This window comes from Dokdonella sp. (assembly GCF_019634815.1).
Taxonomy (GTDB): Bacteria; Pseudomonadota; Gammaproteobacteria; order Xanthomonadales; family Rhodanobacteraceae; genus Dokdonella_A.
The window spans coordinates 1-16,758 of record NZ_JAHCAP010000038.1; the positions used below are offsets into that span (position 1 = coordinate 1).

At 65.3% G+C, this 16,758-nt stretch carries 17 protein-coding genes; 2 read left to right on the forward strand and 15 right to left on the reverse strand.

All coding sequences use genetic code 11. The annotated features are described in order from the left end of the window. Window positions 1-578: hypothetical protein (locus tag KF759_RS13620; protein ID WP_291226388.1), on the forward strand; the 578-nt coding region annotated here is incomplete at its 5' end. A 57-nt stretch (window positions 579-635) separates the two neighbouring features. Here KF759_RS13620 and KF759_RS13625 read toward each other — a convergent pair. The 3 genes from KF759_RS13625 to glmU all read right to left on the reverse strand — a co-directional run bounded on the left by KF759_RS13625 (window position 636) and on the right by glmU (window position 4,576). After that, on the reverse strand, window positions 636-1,709 hold the full coding sequence (locus KF759_RS13625) for a hypothetical protein (protein WP_291226389.1): 1,074 nt from the start codon (window positions 1,707-1,709) through the stop codon (window positions 636-638). A 152-nt stretch (window positions 1,710-1,861) separates the two neighbouring features. Then, window positions 1,862-3,154, reverse strand: a complete 1,293-nt coding sequence (locus KF759_RS13630) for a nucleotide sugar dehydrogenase (protein WP_291226390.1) — start codon at window positions 3,152-3,154, stop codon at window positions 1,862-1,864. 51 nt (window positions 3,155-3,205) lie between these two features. Next, window positions 3,206-4,576, reverse strand: a complete 1,371-nt coding sequence (glmU, locus tag KF759_RS13635) for a bifunctional UDP-N-acetylglucosamine diphosphorylase/glucosamine-1-phosphate N-acetyltransferase GlmU (RefSeq protein WP_291226391.1) — start codon at window positions 4,574-4,576, stop codon at window positions 3,206-3,208. Window positions 4,577-4,689: 113 nt separating this feature from the next. Between glmU and KF759_RS13640 the strand changes: the two genes are divergently transcribed. Further along, window positions 4,690-6,276: a sulfotransferase gene (locus tag KF759_RS13640; RefSeq protein ID WP_291226392.1), complete on the forward strand. Its 1,587-nt coding sequence runs from the start codon at window positions 4,690-4,692 to the stop codon at window positions 6,274-6,276. Window positions 6,277-6,353: 77 nt separating this feature from the next. Here KF759_RS13640 and KF759_RS13645 read toward each other — a convergent pair whose 3' ends face one another. From KF759_RS13645 to queD, 12 genes are all read right to left on the reverse strand, one after another. After that, window positions 6,354-7,673, reverse strand: coding sequence for a hypothetical protein (locus tag KF759_RS13645; protein ID WP_291226393.1), 1,320 nt, complete (start codon window positions 7,671-7,673; stop codon window positions 6,354-6,356). Between the two features lie 161 nt (window positions 7,674-7,834). After that, window positions 7,835-8,257 (reverse strand): F0F1 ATP synthase subunit epsilon, encoded by a 423-nt coding sequence (locus tag KF759_RS13650; RefSeq protein WP_291226394.1) that lies wholly within the window; start codon window positions 8,255-8,257, stop codon window positions 7,835-7,837. Between the two features lie 125 nt (window positions 8,258-8,382). Next, a complete protein-coding gene (gene atpD, locus KF759_RS13655; protein WP_291226395.1) occupies window positions 8,383-9,813 on the reverse strand; it encodes a F0F1 ATP synthase subunit beta in 1,431 nt (476 codons plus the stop codon). 153 nt (window positions 9,814-9,966) lie between these two features. After that, window positions 9,967-10,830, reverse strand: a complete 864-nt coding sequence (gene atpG, locus KF759_RS13660; protein ID WP_291226396.1) for a F0F1 ATP synthase subunit gamma — start codon at window positions 10,828-10,830, stop codon at window positions 9,967-9,969. Between the two features lie 75 nt (window positions 10,831-10,905). After that, window positions 10,906-12,453, reverse strand: coding sequence for a F0F1 ATP synthase subunit alpha (gene atpA, locus KF759_RS13665; protein WP_291226402.1), 1,548 nt, complete (start codon window positions 12,451-12,453; stop codon window positions 10,906-10,908). Between the two features lie 126 nt (window positions 12,454-12,579). Then, window positions 12,580-13,113, reverse strand: a complete 534-nt coding sequence (locus tag KF759_RS13670; protein ID WP_291226397.1) for a F0F1 ATP synthase subunit delta — start codon at window positions 13,111-13,113, stop codon at window positions 12,580-12,582. Window position 13,114: 1 nt separating this feature from the next. After that, the gene (locus KF759_RS13675; protein WP_291226398.1) at window positions 13,115-13,585 is read right to left on the reverse strand and encodes a F0F1 ATP synthase subunit B; all 471 of its coding nucleotides are present in this window, start codon (window positions 13,583-13,585) and stop codon (window positions 13,115-13,117) included. Between the two features lie 57 nt (window positions 13,586-13,642). After that, the gene (atpE, locus tag KF759_RS13680; protein ID WP_306524192.1) at window positions 13,643-13,930 is read right to left on the reverse strand and encodes a F0F1 ATP synthase subunit C; all 288 of its coding nucleotides are present in this window, start codon (window positions 13,928-13,930) and stop codon (window positions 13,643-13,645) included. Between the two features lie 89 nt (window positions 13,931-14,019). Continuing rightward, entirely contained in the window at window positions 14,020-14,889 is an 870-nt protein-coding gene (gene atpB, locus KF759_RS13685; RefSeq protein ID WP_291226399.1) for a F0F1 ATP synthase subunit A, read from the reverse strand. A 4-nt stretch (window positions 14,890-14,893) separates the two neighbouring features. Beyond that, window positions 14,894-15,313, reverse strand: a complete 420-nt coding sequence (locus tag KF759_RS13690) for an ATP synthase subunit I (RefSeq protein WP_345777436.1) — start codon at window positions 15,311-15,313, stop codon at window positions 14,894-14,896. Between the two features lie 292 nt (window positions 15,314-15,605). Beyond that, window positions 15,606-16,001 carry a phasin family protein gene (locus KF759_RS13695; RefSeq protein ID WP_291226400.1) on the reverse strand — a complete coding sequence of 132 codons (396 nt, stop codon included), beginning with the start codon at window positions 15,999-16,001 and terminating at the stop codon, window positions 15,606-15,608. Window positions 16,002-16,181: 180 nt separating this feature from the next. After that, a complete protein-coding gene (gene queD / locus KF759_RS13700) occupies window positions 16,182-16,538 on the reverse strand; it encodes a 6-carboxytetrahydropterin synthase QueD (RefSeq protein ID WP_291226401.1) in 357 nt (118 codons plus the stop codon). Window positions 16,539-16,758 lie beyond the last annotated feature (220 nt).

Below are 16,758 nucleotides of genomic sequence, written 5' to 3' on the forward strand. Positions count from 1 at the left end.
TGGCCTTCGTCAACTTCAAGGATCTCGATCCCGACGACAACATCGGCACCGATCCGACCGCCGGCACGCCGGGGGAGAAGGTCTACGAGGGCTGCCAGATCTACACGCTCGATGTCGGCACGGGCACAGTCTCCGGCAACTACTATCCGGGCTGGGATCGCCGCTCTACCTACCGGCCGATCATGGGCAACTTCGCGGGCGAATGCGCCGCGCCGCCGGAAGCCGACACCTGTCCGCTCGGGCCGGGCCGGCACTACGAGGCTTCGGCGATCGTTTCCAACTGCCAATCGGGCGCGGTCACGCCCATCGGCGTGGGCTATTTCACCAACAACATGGCCGATGAGCCGAGGCCGGCGGCAGCAGGCAACTGTCCGAACGGCGATCCATGTTTCGACAACTACCAGACCGGCACCATCACGATGAACCAGGTCACGGTGGTCAGGGGCTTCTGCCGCTCGGACGTGTGGGTCAACAAGACCCTGATACACAGCCCGACCGGCGGCACCGGTGTCAACCAGAGCTTTGCGGGCGCCTGCTGCTCCTACCACTGGAGCAAACCGAAAACGACCTGCCCCTGAGCCGTTCACGCGGCCTGCAAGGCCGATCCGCTCGGATCGGCCTTGCAGGAACCCTCCTCACTTGGGCTGCCAGGTGCCACCTGCGGACACCGCAGGCGAGGCGCGAAACAGCGCAAACTCGTCGATGGTGTAATACACGCCGTCCCAGACCGCCGGTTGGGCCTTGCGCCCGATGACCGTGTTGGCGACGCCATAGACGCGCGGATATTCAAAGCCATAGTCGAACACCGTGCGCGTGTCGGCAACGCGCTTGACGCCCAGGAAGCGCCCGACGTTGTTGCCATCGAACCAGAGCGTGTACTCGGTCGAGCTGCCGTTCAGAAACCAGTCAAGGCGGCAGGGCGCGGGGGTGTTGATCGTCGCGGGCACGGTGCAGGTCACGTCATACAGCCGCGCACCGGGCGGCGGCAGATCGACCCCAACCGGCACCAAGCCTTGCCCCGGTGAGGTCACCACCGTGTACGTGCGCGCCTGGGTGACCGGCACCAGATCGACGAAAGAAACGAACTCGTGGTGAGTGAAGACATCGGGCGCGGCCGTGGCGGGCGCGAAATCACTCCGAATCACCAGCAACCACCGCCCCGAGAAATCGGTCGGCGCGACCAGCGGCGGGCCGCTGACGGCCTCCACCATGTCCTGGGTCTGGCCGTTGAGCGTGTAGCGGCCCGAGCGCGGGCCGGTCCACTCGAACTTGCCGACATCGCTGGTCTGGGTCTGCGTGCGCGGATGATCCGCGCAGCCCCGGCAGGGGCCGTTGCTCATCTTGAAATAGCTGATGGGCGTGGAGGCGATGACGCCCGTGGCGCGCAGGGTGGCATCATCGTTGATCGTGATGACCCCGCCGGTGGCATCGGTCTGCGGCGTGCCAGCGGCGTCGTAGTAGAAGGTCGAGACGCCGAAGGTGTGGTTGGCGTCGTCGGTGTAGGTGAGTCCGAGCGAGCCGAGTGTGCCGCCGTTGATCGGGATGTACTCGCCCTTGATGATGGGGATGTCCCAAGCGTAGTGATACCAGGACGGCGGGTTGGCTGCGGCCTTGGTGGCAGCGGCGCCGCCATCGGGCGGAGCGGCCAGCGCCGGAGCGCCCACGGCGAGCGCGGCGGCCAGGGCGAGGGTATGCAGGGATCGGATCATGGATTTCCTCCTTGGGTAAACAAGACGGCCTTCGTGGCACGCACGGTGAGCATGCCACGGGTGGGCGGATACGCAAATTAGGGCAATACCGGTGGGGAGAGTACAGGCGACGCTGCCTGCAGTGCCGGGTCATGACCGCGCGGCGGGTGCGCCTACAGCCGATCGTCGACCGCCTGGAGCGGCAGTGCGTGCTTGACGTCGAACAACACGCACTGCGGCTTGCCCAGTGCGCGGATGCCGTTCGCGCCCAATTCGATGAACTGCTGGTGCGCGACGGCGAGGACGATCGCGTCATAGCGCCCGGGCGCCAGTGCATCGACGCGTTCGATGCCGTATTCGTCGCGTGCTTGCGCAGCGTCGATCCACGGGTCGTGGACATCAACCTGCGTGCGATAGCTCTGCAGTTCGCGTACCACGTCGATCACGCGCGTGTTGCGCAGGTCGGGGCAGTTCTCCTTGAAGGCCAGGCCCAGCACGAGGATGCGGGCGTCGGCGAGCGCGATGCGCCGCTGCGCCATCAGCTTGACCACGCGCTGGGCGACGTGTTCGCCCATGCCGTCGTTGATGCGCCGCCCGGACAGGATCACTTCGGGGTGGTAGCCGATCTGCTGGGCCTTGTGCGTGAGGTAGTACGGGTCCACGCCGATGCAGTGGCCACCGACGAGGCCCGGCTTGAACGGCAGGAAGTTCCACTTGGTGCGGGCCGCGGCGAGCACCTCGCCGGTGTCGATGCCCAGCCGGTGGAAAATCAGCGCCAGTTCGTTGACCAGCGCGATGTTGAGGTCGCGCTGGGTGTTCTCGATCACCTTGGCGGCCTCGGCGACGCGGATGCTCGAAGCCTTGTGCGTGCCGGCACGGATGATGCGCCGGTACAGCGCATCGACGAAGTCGGCGGCTGCCGGCGTCGAGCCCGAGGTGATCTTGAGGATCGCTTCGAGGCGATGCTCGCGATCCCCCGGGTTGATCCTTTCCGGACTGTAGCCGACGAAGAAGTCGCGGTTGTACACCAGTCCGGACTCGCGTTCGATGATCGGCACGCACACCTCTTCGGTGGCGCCGGGATAGACGGTCGACTCGAAGACCACCACGGAGCCGCGCGCAATCGCGCGGCCGACGCTGCGGCTGGCGGCCTCGAGTGGACGCAGGTCGGGACGCTTGGCCTCGTCGATCGGGGTGGGCACGGTGACGATGAAGACCGTGCAGTTGCGCAGCTCGGCCGCGTCGGCGGTCAGACGCAAGGCGTGCGCGGAGCGCAGTTCATCGCCACTGACTTCAAGGGTGCGGTCCTTGCCCGCGGACAGCTCGGCCACGCGCTCGGCATCGATGTCGAAGCCGAGCGTCGGCAGCACGCGCCCGAAGGCGACCGCGAGCGGCAGGCCGACATAGCCCAGGCCGATCACCGCCAGTTGCAGCTCGTCGTCAGCAGGCAAGGCAGCGGTATTCATTGCTTGCCCACAGCCAGGGCGGGAGCGAAGGTGCGCAGGTGTGGCAAGTGATCAGTCTCCCTTTTCCGGGCGCTTCCAGCCATCGACGATGGTCTGTTTCGCGCGCGCGAGGCTGAGTTCGCCATCGGGTGCTTCACGCGTGATCACCGAGCCCGCACCGACCGTGGCCTGCTTGCCGATGCGCACCGGTGCGACCAGCGAGGCATTGGAGCCGATGAAGGCGCCATCCTCGATCAGCGTGGCGTGCTTGCGCACACCATCGTAGTTGCAGGTGATGGTGCCGGCGCCGACATTGACGTCCTCGCCGACATGGGTGTCGCCGAGGTAGCTCAGGTGGCCGACCTTGCTGCGCGCACCGATGCGCGTCTGCTTGGTCTCGACGAAGTTGCCGACGTGCGCGCCTTCGGCAATCGCGGTGCCCGAACGCAGCCGCGCGAACGGGCCGATCGAACACGGGCCGTGGGTGACCACGCCATCTAGGTTGCAGTGCGAATGCACCACGGTGCCGGCGGCGAGCGTCGAATTGCGGATGCGGCAGTACGGGCCGATGCGTACGTCGTCACCGATTTCGACCAGACCTTCGAGGATCACGTCGATGTCGATCTCGACATCGCGGCCCACGCGCACGTCACCGCGCAGGTCGAAGCGCATCGGGTCGGCGAACCGCACGCCGGCAGCCGCGAGCTGGGTGGCGCGGCTGCGCTGGTGCATGCGCTCGAGGCCCGCGAGTTGCCAGGGATCATTGGCGCCGAAGACTTCCTGCGGATTGGCGCACACCTCGGCCGAGGCGGGGATGCCCTCTTCGGAGGCCTGCAGGAACACATCGGTGAGATACAACTCGCCCTGGCTGTTGTTGCTGGTGAGGTTGGCGATCCAGGTGCGCAGGCGGCGCGCGTCGGCGGCAAGGATGCCGCTGTTGATGCAGGTGATGGCGCGCTGATCGGGCGAGGCGTCCTTTTCCTCGACGATCGCACGGATGCGACCGATGCCGTCGCGCACGACGCGGCCATAGCCGTAAGGACTGTCCAGATGTGCAACGATCGCCGCCAGCGGCTCTTCCTTGTCGAGCAGGCGACGCAGGGTCTGCGCCTGCACCAGCGGCACGTCACCATAGAGCACCAGCACGCGCGCTTCGTCGGGAATCTGCTGCAGTGCCAGTTGCACCGCATGGCCGGTGCCGCGCTGTTCGGCCTGCAGGGTCCAGGTGATGTCGCCCAGATCCGTCGCCGCAGCCTGCACCTGCTCACCGAGGTGACCGTAGACCATGTGAATGCGTGCCGGTTGCAGCGCGCGCGCGGTATCGAGTACGTGGGCGAGCATAGGGCGACCCGCGAGCGGCATCAGCACCTTGGCGCGCCCCGACTTCATGCGTTTGCCTTCGCCTGCGGCGAGGAGAATGACGTGCAGGGGGGCTGTGGCCACGGGAGTCTCCAGGGGCGCGTGGTGGTGGCGACATTCTAGACGCGCAAACGCCGGCAATGGCGTACTGTTGTGGGTTCGAGTCCAGCCGTTTCGCTGCCGACACCGTGTCCCGCATGAATCAGCAACCGCCCATCGGCTCCAGGCAACCGTTCGATCCACTCGCGCAGCAGATCGCACGCGGTCATGCCTGCCTCGATGCCGGCGATTTCGTCCAGGCACAGGCTTGTTTCGCCGCCGCATTGCAACACGTGCCGCGCGATGCAGGCCTGCGCTTCGCCCATGCACTGGCCCTGCAGGGCCTGGGGCAGATCGAGCCGGCATTGGCGCAATTGCGCGAGGCTGCTGCGCTTGCGCCGCGTGATGCCCCGATCGCCAACGCGCTGGGCAGTCTGCTCGGTGAGCGCGGCGAGCACGCGGCCGCGCTCGGGGAACTGCAACGCGCCTGTTCGCTCGCGCCGGATTTCGCCGCCGCGTGGTTCAACCTTGGCAAGTGCCATGTACTGTGCGGGGAGGTCGAGGCAGCACTGGTGCCGCTGCGGCGTGCACTCGAGCTCGATCCCGCGCTCGATTCGGCGCGCTTCGCGCTTGCCGAAGCGTTGATGATGCACGGCCAGACCGCGGCGTCGGCGGATGAGTATCGAAAGCTGCTGCAACGCGAGCCGCGCTCGGGGCTGGCGTGGTGGGGGCTGGCCAATCTCAAGTCGGCGCGGCTGACGGATGACGATCTGGCCGCGCTGCGGAATCTGGTCGAGCGTCGCGACCTGCGCATCGAGGAACAACTGGGCGCGCGTTTCGCGCTGGCCAAGGCGCTGGATGACGTCGGGCGTGATGCCGAGGCGTTCACCGCCTACCGCGCTGCCAACGCCTTGGCGCGACCGCTGTTTGCGTGGCAGTCAGCCGCGTTCGATGACTGGATCGCGAGAGTCATCGCGGCGTTCGATGCCGTGCCTGTTGCGAGTGACGATGACTTCGGACACGAGGTGATCTTCATCGTCGGCATGCCGCGTTCGGCATCCACGCTCACCGAGCAGATCCTTGCCGCGAATCCGCAAGTCGAAGGCGCGAGCGAACTCGCCGATCTGGGCGCCGTGCTCGGCGCCGAGTCGCAGCGCCGCGGCATGCCCTTCCCGCAATGGGTTGCGCAGGCGAACGCAACGGACTGGCGGCGACTGGGCGAGGCCTACCTGCAGCGCACCGCACGCTGGCGCACGCAGCGCCCGCGCTTCACCGACAAGATGCCCGGCAACTGGGTCTACAGCGCGGCGATTGCGCGCATGCTGCCCGGCGCGCGCATCGTGCATTGCCGGCGCGATCCGGTGGAGACCTGCTGGTCGTGTTTCCGGCAGATTTTCTGGGCCGCGCACAACTACAGCTACGATTTCGATGATCTTGCCGCGTATTGGCGGTGTTGCGATGCGACCATGCGGCAGTGGCAGCAGAGGCTGCACGGGCGCATCCACGAACAGGTCTACGAGGATCTGCTCGCCGATCCCGAACGACGCACGCGCGAGCTGCTCGAGTTCTGCGGCCTGCCGTTCGATGCCGCCTGCCTCGCGCCGCACGAGGCCACGCGCAGCGTGCGCACCGCGAGCGCGGCGCAGGTGCGCGAACCGCTGCGTCGGGACACGGCACGCACGAATCGCTACGGCGCGCTGCTTGATCCACTGCGGAGCGCGCTCGCGCGGTCGGCGAGAGCTTGAATTGTCCTGAGGCGCGCGCAAACGACGGTCTGATCGACGCCTTGCCGTCATCGATGCACAGGGCCCCGCCGTGCACGTCACGGCATGGACGCCAGCAGATGGCCGTCGCCTTGCATGAAGAAGTCGGGCTTCTCGCCGGCTTGGGCAAGACGCGCGTGACGGTATTGCGGCACCTCATGCAGCAGGCGCCGCAGGATCCAGGGCTTGGCGTCGCTCGCCGGGGCGATGACCAGCGACGCAGCGCCGCCCGCGAGCAAGGCATGCAGGTCGGCGTTGAAATTGCGCTCGATCATGCCGACGCGAACCATCACCACCATCATCAGGCATCCATGCGCAATCACCGTCACGCCGACGCCGCCGAGCACGATGCGTGTCTTGCGTGACAGCCCGGGCCAGGCGGCCGCGGCAATGCCGATCGCGGCGGCACTGGCGAGGTAGGCGTACTGGGCATAGCTGGTGGCGAGCAGAAGGACCGGTGCCAGCAAGGCCGTGATCATGCCCAGCCAAACCAACGGCCAGCGCCAGCCGCGTCGCGCGAGTGCGCCGAACACGAGTGCGAGGCAGGCCGCTGCAAACAACAGCATTGGCAGGGGTTTGCCGAGTGTGGCGCTGGGTTCGAACAGCGGCATGAACGGAAACAGCAGGTATTCGGCCAGCCGCGCAGGCGGGTTGTGCAGGCTCCAGTCATAGCCAGTGTGCGTGCGCGGCGGATCCAGCAGGATGCCAAGGCGAAGCGCGAGATAGGCCAGAACCGGCAGCGCAGCGAATGCAATCAGGAGCAGCGCGCGGCGTGGATGCGAATGGCGATGAAGCGCAAGGAGCAGGAACGCAGGCAGGACGATCGCCGATTCCTTGCACAGCAGGGCCGCCGTCGTCAGCGCGGGCAGGGCGATCGCGAGGATGAGCATGCGTCGCGGCGATGCCTGCGCGCAGGCCTGCGTCAGCCGCAGCGCAGACAGGCCCGCGAGCATCACCAGCAGATCGGCGAGTGTGCCGACCCAGGCATGCACGTAGACGACGCAGGGCGACAGGCAGAACACGATCGCGGCTGCGCTGGCGGTGCGCGCGGGCAACTGTGCGTCGCGCAGCACGGCTGCGAGCAGCAGCGCATTGACGCTGCCGAGCAGCACGAACAGCGCGTGCATCTGCCAGGGTGTGTCGAAACACAGCCACGAGATGGCCAGCCAGAGGTTGAAGGTGAGCGGTCGATACTGGAACTGTTGAAATTCTGTCCAGCCGAGCCAGGGCAATTCGCCGAAGTGCGGCACCGCAGCGCGCGCGGCCCATTGCAGTTCGTCGTGGCTGAACCAGCCGGGATTGAGGATCAGGGGTGCCTGCAGCACCAGCAGGATCAGCAACAAGACAGGCCAACGTTGTGGCAGGGCAGGCAGGTTCATCGCCACAGTAGACCACGCTGAGTCGCGCGCGGCGAAGAGGATGCCGCAAACAAGAACGCCGGCTTGCGCCGGCGTCGAAATTCAATGAAGCCACGTCAGGGCGTGTGCTCCGTTGTGCCAGAACCCACCCGGGCAGTGCGATCCGGGAGGGATCGCACAAGTCAATGCTTGAGCGAGCGGCGCAGTTTCTCCAGAGCCTGCAACTGTGCGACGGCTTGCGCGAGCTGGGCCTGGGCCTGGGCGATTTCCATCGCATCAGCGCGGTTGGCAAGCGCACGCTCGGCTTCGTCCTTGGCCTTGAGTGCGGCCGACTCGTCGAGGTCCTTGGCGCGGATCGCGGTGTCGGCAAGGATCGTCACCACGCTCGGCTGCACTTCGAGAATGCCGCCGGACACGTAGAAGAACTGTTCCTCGCCGTTCTCGAGCAGCAGGCGCACCTGACCCGGCTTGAGGCGCGTGATCAGCGGCGCGTGACGCGGCGCGATGCCGAGCTCGCCGGCCTCACCGCTGGCGATGACCATTTGCGCGCTGCCGTGGAAGATTTCCTGCTCGGCACTGACGATGTCGCAACGGATGGTGCTCATGGCTGTCTCTGATCGGGAATCGGGAATCGGGGGCCGGGAATCGGGAATTGCGGGTCGGGAATCGGGTTTCGCGAGGCTTTGCCTTCAACGATTGCCGATTCCCGCCGCTCCATTCCCGGTGCGAATCAAGCCGCCTTCTGCGCCATCGTCTTGGCCTTCTCGAAGGCCTCGTCGATGCCGCCGACCATGTAGAACGCCTGCTCCGGCAGGTGATCGCATTCGCCGTCGACGATCATCTTGAAGCCGCGGATGGTTTCCTTGAGCGAGACGTACTTGCCCGGTGCGCCGGTGAACACCTGCGCCACCGTGAACGGCTGCGAGAAGAAGCGCTCGATCTTGCGCGCGCGGAACACCGTGTTGCGGTCGTCTTCGCTGAGCTCATCCATGCCCAGGATCGCGATGATGTCCTTGAGTTCCTTGTAGCGCTGCAGGGTGCCCTGCACGCGGCGCGCGACCTCGTAATGTTCCTGACCGATCACCAGCGGGTCGAGCTGGCGGCTGGTCGAGGCCAGCGGATCGACCGCCGGATAGATGCCCAGGGATGCGATGTCGCGCGACAGCGCCACGGTCGAGTCCAGATGCGCGAAGGTGGTCGCGGGCGAGGGGTCGGTGTAGTCGTCGGCAGGCACGTAGACGGCCTGGATCGAGGTGATCGAGCCGGTCTTGGTCGAGGTGATGCGTTCCTGCAGCACGCCCATTTCCTCGGCCAGGGTCGGCTGGTAGCCCACGGCGGACGGCATGCGTCCCAGCAGCGCCGACACTTCGGTGCCGGCCAAGGTGTAGCGGTAGATGTTGTCGACGAAGAACAGCACGTCCTTGCCCTTGCCGCTGGCATCCTTCTCGTCGCGGAAATACTCGGCCATGGTCAGGCCGGTCAGCGCGACGCGCAGGCGGTTGCCCGGCGGCTCGTTCATCTGGCCGTAGACCATTGCCACCTTCGATTGCGACTTGTCGTCGAGCTTGACCACGCCGGCGTCGATCATCTCGTGATAGAAGTCGTTGCCTTCGCGGGTACGCTCACCCACGCCCGCGAACACCGACAGACCGGCGTGCTGGGTGGCGATGTTGTTGATGAGCTCAAGCATGTTCACGGTCTTGCCCACGCCGGCGCCGCCGAACAGGCCGACCTTGCCGCCCTTGGCGAATGGGCAGACCAGATCGATGACCTTGATGCCGGTTTCCAGCAGTTCATTGGCGGCTGCCTGCTCGTCGTAGGACGGCGCAGCGCGGTGGATCACCCACTGGTCCTGGGCATCGATCGGACCGGCTTCGTCGATCGGATTGCCGAGCACATCCATGATGCGACCGAGCGTGGCCTTGCCGACCGGCACCTTGATGCCATCGCCGGTGTTGTTGACCACCAGGCCGCGCTTGAGGCCGTCGGTGGAGCCGAGCGCGATGGTGCGCACGACGCCATCACCGAGCTGCTGCTGGACTTCCAGCGTGATCGGCATGCCTTCGATCTTGAGCGCGTCGTACACCTTCGGCACGGACTCGCGCGGGAACTCGACGTCGACGACGGCGCCGATGATTTGTACGACTTTGCCTTGGCTCATTGGGATGCTCCGGATGACTCTTTCAAACTTGTGTTGGCGCGGCGCAAGCCGTGCCGCTCATTTCAATTCGCGATCACGGACGATCGCATTGGTTATTCCAAGTGCGGCCACGGTTGGCCGCTTTTTGATCTTCGCGATCACGGACGATCGCACTCACACAGCTGCTGCGCCGCCGACGATTTCCGAGATTTCCTGGGTGATCGCCGCCTGACGCGCCTTGTTGTAGACCAGGGTGAGCGAACCGATCGCCTTGGTCGCGTTGTCCGAGGCGGCCTTCATCGCCACCATGCGCGCGGCATGCTCGCTGGCGAGGTTTTCCAGCACGGCCTGATACACCAGCGACTCGATGTAGCGCGTGAGCACGTGTTCGAGCACGGTTTCCGCATCGGGTTCGTACAGGTAATCCCAGGCATGCGTGCCGGCCAGATCCGAGGACGGCGGCAAGGGCAGCAACTGGTCGATGGTCGAACGCTGCGTCATGGTGTTGACGAAGTCGTTGTAGACAATGTGCAGGCGGTCGATCTGGCCGCCGCTGTAGGCATCGAGCATCACCTTGATCACGCCGATCAGCTGGGCGATCTGCGGGCGCTCGCCCAGATGCGTCACGCTGCCGACCATGTTGACCTTGAGGCGACGGAACAGCTGCACCGCCTTCTGGCCGATGCAGACGAGATCGACTTCGACGCCCTTGTCCTGCCAGGCACGGATGTCACTGATCGCCTTGCGGAACATATTGGTGTTGAGGCCGCCGCACAGGCCGCGGTCGGTCGACACGATCACGTAGCCGACGCGCTTGATCGCTTCGCGTTCGATCAGGAACGGATGCTTGTACTCGACGTTGGCGTGGGCGAGATGGCCAATCACCTGGCGCATCGCGCGTGAGTACGGGCGCGAGGCACGCATGAGGTCCTGCGCCTTGCGGATTTTCGATGCCGAGACCATCTCCAGCGCGCGCGTCACCTTGCGGGTGTTTTGCACGCTCTTGATCTTGGTGCGGATTTCTCTTGCGCCTGCCACGTTTGCTTCAACCTGTCGGTAAGGTGACGACGAATCGTCCGGTCGGGTTCGTTGCGCGATCCACGCGCGAGCGCGTTACCAGCTGCCGGTCTTCTTGAACTCTTCCAGGCCCTTCTTGAAGCTGGCCTCGATGTCGTTGTTCCAGTCGCCGGTGGCGACGATGTTCTTCATCAGGTCGCCATAATTGTTGTGGAAGTGCGCGTGCAGCGCGGCTTCGAACGGCAGCACCTTGTTGAGCGGCAGGTCGTCGAGGAAGCCCTTTTCGGCCGCGTACACCGACAGCGCCAGTTCGGCGATCGACAGCGGCGCGTATTGCTTCTGCTTCATCAGCTCGGTGACGCGCTGGCCGCGTTCGAGCTGGGCGCGGGTGGCCGCGTCGAGGTCGGAAGCGAACTGCGCAAAGGCGGCAAGTTCACGGAACTGCGCGAGCGAGAGCTTCACGCCGCCCGAGAGCTTCTTGACGATCTTGGTCTGCGCCGCGCCACCCACGCGCGACACCGAGATGCCGGCGTTCACTGCCGGGCGGATGCCGGCGTTGAACAGGTCGGTTTCGAGGAAGATCTGGCCGTCGGTGATCGAGATCACGTTGGTCGGCACGAAGGCCGAGACGTCGCCGGCCTGGGTCTCGATGATCGGCAGCGCGGTGAGCGAGCCGGTCTTGCCCTTGACCGCGCCGTTGGTGTGCTTCTCGACGTAGGCCTCGTTGACGCGCGCGGCGCGCTCGAGCAGGCGGCTGTGCAGGTAGAACACGTCACCCGGATAGGCTTCGCGGCCCGGCGGACGCTTGAGCAACAGCGAGATCTGGCGATAGGCCCAGGCCTGCTTGGTGAGGTCGTCGTAGATGATCAGCGCATCTTCGCCGTTGTCGCGGAAGTACTCGCCCATCGCGCAACCCGAATAGGCGGCGATGTACTGCATCGCCGCCGATTCGGAAGCCGAGGCGGCGACGATGATGGTGTGGGCGAGCGCGTCATTCTCTTCGAGCTTGCGCACCACGTTGGCGATCGAGCTCTGCTTCTGGCCGATGGCGACGTAGATGCATTTGATGCCCGAACCCTTCTGGTTGATGATCGTGTCGACGGCGAGCGCGGTCTTGCCGGTCTGGCGGTCGCCGATGATCAGCTCGCGCTGGCCGCGGCCGATCGGGATCATCGAGTCGACCGACTTGTAGCCGGTCTGCACCGGCTGGTCGACCGACTTGCGCCAGATCACGCCCGGCGCGACTTTTTCCACCGGCGAGCTGTGCGTTGCGTTGAGCGGACCCTTGCCGTCGATCGGCGCGCCGAGTGCATCGACCACGCGGCCGAGCAGTTCGCGGCCAACCGGCACTTCGAGGATGCGGCCGGTGGTCTTGGCGGTATCGCCTTCGCGCAGGTGCTCGTAGTCACCGAGCACGACCGCGCCAACCGAGTCGCGCTCGAGGTTGAGGGCGAGCGCGAAGGTATTGCCCGGCAACTCGATCATTTCGCCGGACATCGCATCGTTGAGCCCGTGGATGCGCACGATGCCGTCGGACACGCTGGTCAGCGTGCCTTCGTTGCGCGCCTCGGCGGAAAGCTTGAACTTCTCGATGCGGCTCTTGATGAGTTCGCTGATTTCGGACGGATTGATCGTGGTTGCCATGGTTTCTTCCTCGCTGCGCGCCGCACCTGCGACGTGCTGGTTGTTTGTTGCGGGAATCATCGGTGGCGTGCTTGCCTGCGGGCTTCGGGCCCGCGTCTGCGCATCCGCCGCGACGATTGCCGTTGATTACTGCGCCAAAGCCTGTCCCAGTCGCGCCAGGCGACCGCGTACCGATCCGTCGATGACGACGTCGCCGGCATCGATCACCGCGCCGCCGAGCATCTCCGGGTCGATCGATTGCTCGATCTGGATGTCGCGCCCGAAGCGGCGCTTGAGCGCCTCCTTGAGCCGCGCCGCTTCTTCGCTGCCCAAGGGCGTTGCCGTACGCACGTTGACCTTGAGCGTGCGCTCGGCTTCGTTCTTGAGTTGTTCGAACAGGGCAGCGATCTCGGGCAACACCGGCAGACGCCGGTTGTCGGCGAGCAAGCGCACGAACACCGTGAACGGCGAATCGGCGGGCTCGTCGGCAGGCGTTACCAGCGCGGCCAGATCGGCTTGGGCGACACGCGGATCGCCGAACAGCGCGGCCACGCGCGCGTCGGCGGCAACCTGCGCCGCAAAAGCGAGCTTGCCGGCCCATTCGCCGAGGGCGCTGCGCGAGCGGGCCAGTTCGAACGCGGCGCGCGCGTACGGACGGGCGAGGGTGAGGGCGCTGGACATGTCAGATCTCGGTCACGAGCTGGTCGATCAATGCCTTGTGCGCATTGGCGTCGATTTCGCGCTTGAGGATCTTCTCCGCGCCGGCCATCGCAAGTGCGACCACCTTGCCGCGCAGTTCCTCGCGCGCCTTGTGGGCCTGTGCCTCGATGTCGGCCGCGGCGATTGCCTTCTGCTTGGTCGCTTCGACCACGGCATCCTGACGGGCCTTGTCGACGATCTGCGTCGCCTGCTGGTTGGCCTTGTCGATGATCGCGGCGGCTTCCACGCGCGCCTTGCGGATTTCATCGGCCACGCGGGCGTCGGCGTCGGCGAGATCCTTGCGCGCCTTCTCGGCCGCAGACAGGCCTTCGGCGATCTTGTTCTGGCGGTCTTCGATCGCCGCGATGATGTGCGGCCAACCGAATTTCATCACCAGCCAGACCACCGCGAAAAACGCCAGGCCCTGGATCACCAGGGTGAGATTGGGAGTCATTGCAAAGCTCCTGCGGGGGCGACGCCGAAGCGCCGCCCGTTCACGGCCGAACGATGATTAGTGGACGCCGAGCGAACCGAGCAGCGGGTTCGCGAACAGCAGCAGCAGCGCGATGGCCACGCCGATCATCGGCACCGCGTCGAGCAGGCCGGCGACGATGAACATCTTGGTCTGCAGCATCGGGGTCAGTTCCGGCTGGCGCGAGGCGCCTTCGATGAACTTGCCGCCGAGGATCGCAAAGCCGATCGCGGTACCGAGGGCACCAAGGCCGATCAGCAGCGCGGCAGCGATGACCGTCATGCTCAGAACGTCAGCGACCTGGGCGATGTTGGCGATGGTTTCCATTGTTGTCTCCGTGGTTCAGTAGCTTGGGTTGGGGTGGATGAAAGCTTGTTGTTGCGGGTTGCAGGAGCCGGCGAATGACGTCGTCTGATTCAATGGCTTTCCGCAGCCATGCTCAGGTAGACGATCGACAGCACCATGAAGATGAAGGCCTGCAGCGTGATGATCAGGATGTGGAACGCGGTCCAGCCGAAGCCGGCGACGATCTGACCGAAGCCGAGCAGCCAGGTCGAGGTGTGCGCGAGCGTTGCGCCCAGCGTCATCACCGCGATCAGCACGAAAATGAGCTCGCCCGCATACATGTTGCCGAACAGTCGCAGGCTCAGGCTGACCGGGCGCACGCACTCCTCGATCAGGCGCAGCAGCAGGTTGGCGGGTGATAGCAGGATCTTGGCGATCGGGCCCTCGGCATGGAACGGCGCGGTGAAGAATTCGCCGAAGAAGTGGCCGACGCCCTTCTGGCTGATGCCCACGTACTGGGTCATGAGGAACACTGCGAGCGCCATGCCCAGCGGCGTGTTGAGATCGGCGGTCGGCACGATGCGCAGATAGGCGTGGGCAGGATCGTGACCGGCCAGCTGGTGGCCGCTCGCCCAGGCCCAAGGCAACAGGTCGATCGGCAGCAGGTCGAGGAAATTCATGAAGAAAATCAGGCCGAACATCGTCAGCGACATCGGCGCAATGACCTTGCTCTTGCCGTGGAAGGTTTCCTTGACCAGTCCGTCGACGAACAGCACCACCGCCTCGACGATCGACTGCAACTTGCCCGGCACGCCCGAAGTCGCGCGACGCGCAAGGAACACGAACAGGAACAGGAAGGTCACGGCGCACAGCAGGGTAAAAATCAGCGTGTCGACGTTGATCGTCATGAAAGCGCTGTCTCCAACCTTCACCTGCCAATGGTGCAGGTGGTGCTGGATGTAACCGGTCATGTCGACCGATTCGGTTCCTTCGGCGGCCATCGTTCTACCTGGTTGCGATGAGGGCGATCCAAAACGCGAACTGCGCGGCCAGCATGCCGGCGATCAGGCCGGCAAACGGCAGCTTCCAAACGGCGATCGCCAGATACAGCACCGCGATCATCCAAAACCACTTCAGCGCTTGGGCCGACCACGCCGAGCGCAGCACACTGCGAGCTGGCGCGATGCCGCGGCCGAACAAGCGCAATGCGAACAAAACCGTACCCATGGAGACGCTGCCACCGCCAAGCAATGCAGCCAGCGCCGCCCGCTGCCCGAACCCTGCGGCGGCGACCAGGGTCACTGCGAGGGTGGCTCCGAACTGCAGGCCCGCAGTACGTGCCGCCACGCGCCAACCGTGGGCGATGGTGTTGCGCACTGGGAGCTCCCGCCGTCGGAGAATGCGACCTTGCGCTTCCAGGCGCACGGGCTCTCCAAAAAGGTCTGCGATTCTAGCAAGTACGCGCCATCACCCGCAACGTCGATCCGAGAGCAAAACGGCCGGCCGACGGTGGTTTTTCACGTTTCGACGCCGGTCCATCGTGACGCCGGCGAGTCCTCCTCGCCTTGACGCCGATCAGTTGCCGGAAATGCGCGTGCACGGCGGCGGCACGGCGCAGGAACGGGCACAAAAAAAGGCCGGGCTTGTGGCCCGGCCTTGGCGGCGCGCGATGCGGAGGGGAGGGTCGCGACGCGCCGCTCTCTGGGGAGCGGGTGAATCAGGCGGCCTTCTTGCCGGCCTTGACCGTCTTGGTCAGGGTGTCATTGACCTGCTGGGTGGTCGCGTCGAACGACGACTTGGCCAGCGCACCGATGGCTTCGGAGGTCTTGAGCGAAACGCCGAGGACTTCCTGGCCGTTGGCGTAGAGCTTCTCGGCGCTTTCCTTGACGAACTTCGCGCTCTTCGGCCAGAAGGCCTGAACGGTTTCGATGTCGCGCACTTCGGCGGCTGCCGACCAGAAGTCGACCGAAGCCTTGACGCGGTCTTCGAAGGTCTTGAGGTTGAGTTCGGTGATGCGCTCGAAACCGGCGAGGGCCAGACCCTGGGCCTTCACGAACGCGTCGGTGTAGTTCTTGCTCAGGGCGAGCGGCTGGATGTTGATCTGTTCGAACATGGGCGGAACCCTCGTTGGGAGTGTGTGGGGAGCATCCTAGCAAGTCGCATTGTGCATTGCAACAAGAATCTGCCGACACGATCGGGCCTTCCTTGCTTTTCGTTCAGGAAAGCCTTTCGAAACAATGGATTCATATCAGTGTCCGCGTTCTGCGGCGTTGCACGAAAAAGCAGCGATGGCTCAGGCGCCGCGCCAGGTGCTGGTCGAGGTGCAGGTTTCGTGGACGGTCACCGCCGACAGCAGGGGCATTTCGGGCTTGAGGCGCTCCCAGACCCAGCGCGCGAGGTTCTCGCTGGTCGGGTTCTCCAGTCCGGGCACATCGTTGAGGTAGTGGTGGTCCAGCACCTCGAACAACGGCCTGAACGCGGCCTTGAGGTCGGCAAAGTCCATCACCCAGCCCAGCCGCGGATCGAGTGGACCATCGACATGGATCTGGATCTGGAAGGAATGGCCGTGCAGGCGCGAGCACTTGTGCGCCGCCGGCAGGTTGGGCAGGCGATGTGCCGCCTCGATGCGAAAGGTCTTGGAGATTTCCATCCCGGCATTTTAACGTGTGCTGCATGGGTCGGGTTTCATCCCGATGCCTTGGGCGTTCGCTGTCGTGGGTCGGGATTCATCCCGACGCCTTGGGCGTTCGCTGTCGTGGGTCGGGATTCATCCCGACGCCTTGGGCGTTCGCTGTCGTGGGTCGGGATTCATCCCGACGCCTTGGGCGTTCGCTGTCGTGGGTCGGGATTCATCCCGACACCTTGGGCGT

Bases quoted from the DNA above. Each gene is read 5' to 3' on its own strand.
- atpD (WP_291226395.1), bottom strand. From the start codon at position 9,813: ATGAGCCAAGGCAAAGTCGTACAAATCATCGGCGCCGTCGTCGACGTC.
- atpA (WP_291226402.1), bottom strand. From the start codon at position 12,453: ATGGCAACCACGATCAATCCGTCCGAAATCAGCGAACTCATCAAGAGC.
- KF759_RS13630 (WP_291226390.1), bottom strand. From the start codon at position 3,154: ATGAATACCGCTGCCTTGCCTGCTGACGACGAGCTGCAACTGGCGGTG.
- KF759_RS13695 (WP_291226400.1), bottom strand. From the start codon at position 16,001: ATGTTCGAACAGATCAACATCCAGCCGCTCGCCCTGAGCAAGAACTAC.
- KF759_RS13640 (WP_291226392.1), top strand. From the start codon at position 4,690: ATGAATCAGCAACCGCCCATCGGCTCCAGGCAACCGTTCGATCCACTC.
- KF759_RS13650 (WP_291226394.1), bottom strand. From the start codon at position 8,257: ATGAGCACCATCCGTTGCGACATCGTCAGTGCCGAGCAGGAAATCTTC.
- KF759_RS13675 (WP_291226398.1), bottom strand. From the start codon at position 13,585: ATGACTCCCAATCTCACCCTGGTGATCCAGGGCCTGGCGTTTTTCGCG.
- KF759_RS13670 (WP_291226397.1), bottom strand. From the start codon at position 13,113: ATGTCCAGCGCCCTCACCCTCGCCCGTCCGTACGCGCGCGCCGCGTTC.
- atpE (WP_306524192.1), bottom strand. From the start codon at position 13,930: ATGGAAACCATCGCCAACATCGCCCAGGTCGCTGACGTTCTGAGCATG.
- atpB (WP_291226399.1), bottom strand. From the start codon at position 14,889: ATGGCCGCCGAAGGAACCGAATCGGTCGACATGACCGGTTACATCCAG.
- KF759_RS13645 (WP_291226393.1), bottom strand. From the start codon at position 7,673: ATGAACCTGCCTGCCCTGCCACAACGTTGGCCTGTCTTGTTGCTGATC.
- KF759_RS13625 (WP_291226389.1), bottom strand. From the start codon at position 1,709: ATGATCCGATCCCTGCATACCCTCGCCCTGGCCGCCGCGCTCGCCGTG.
- queD (WP_291226401.1), bottom strand. From the start codon at position 16,538: ATGGAAATCTCCAAGACCTTTCGCATCGAGGCGGCACATCGCCTGCCC.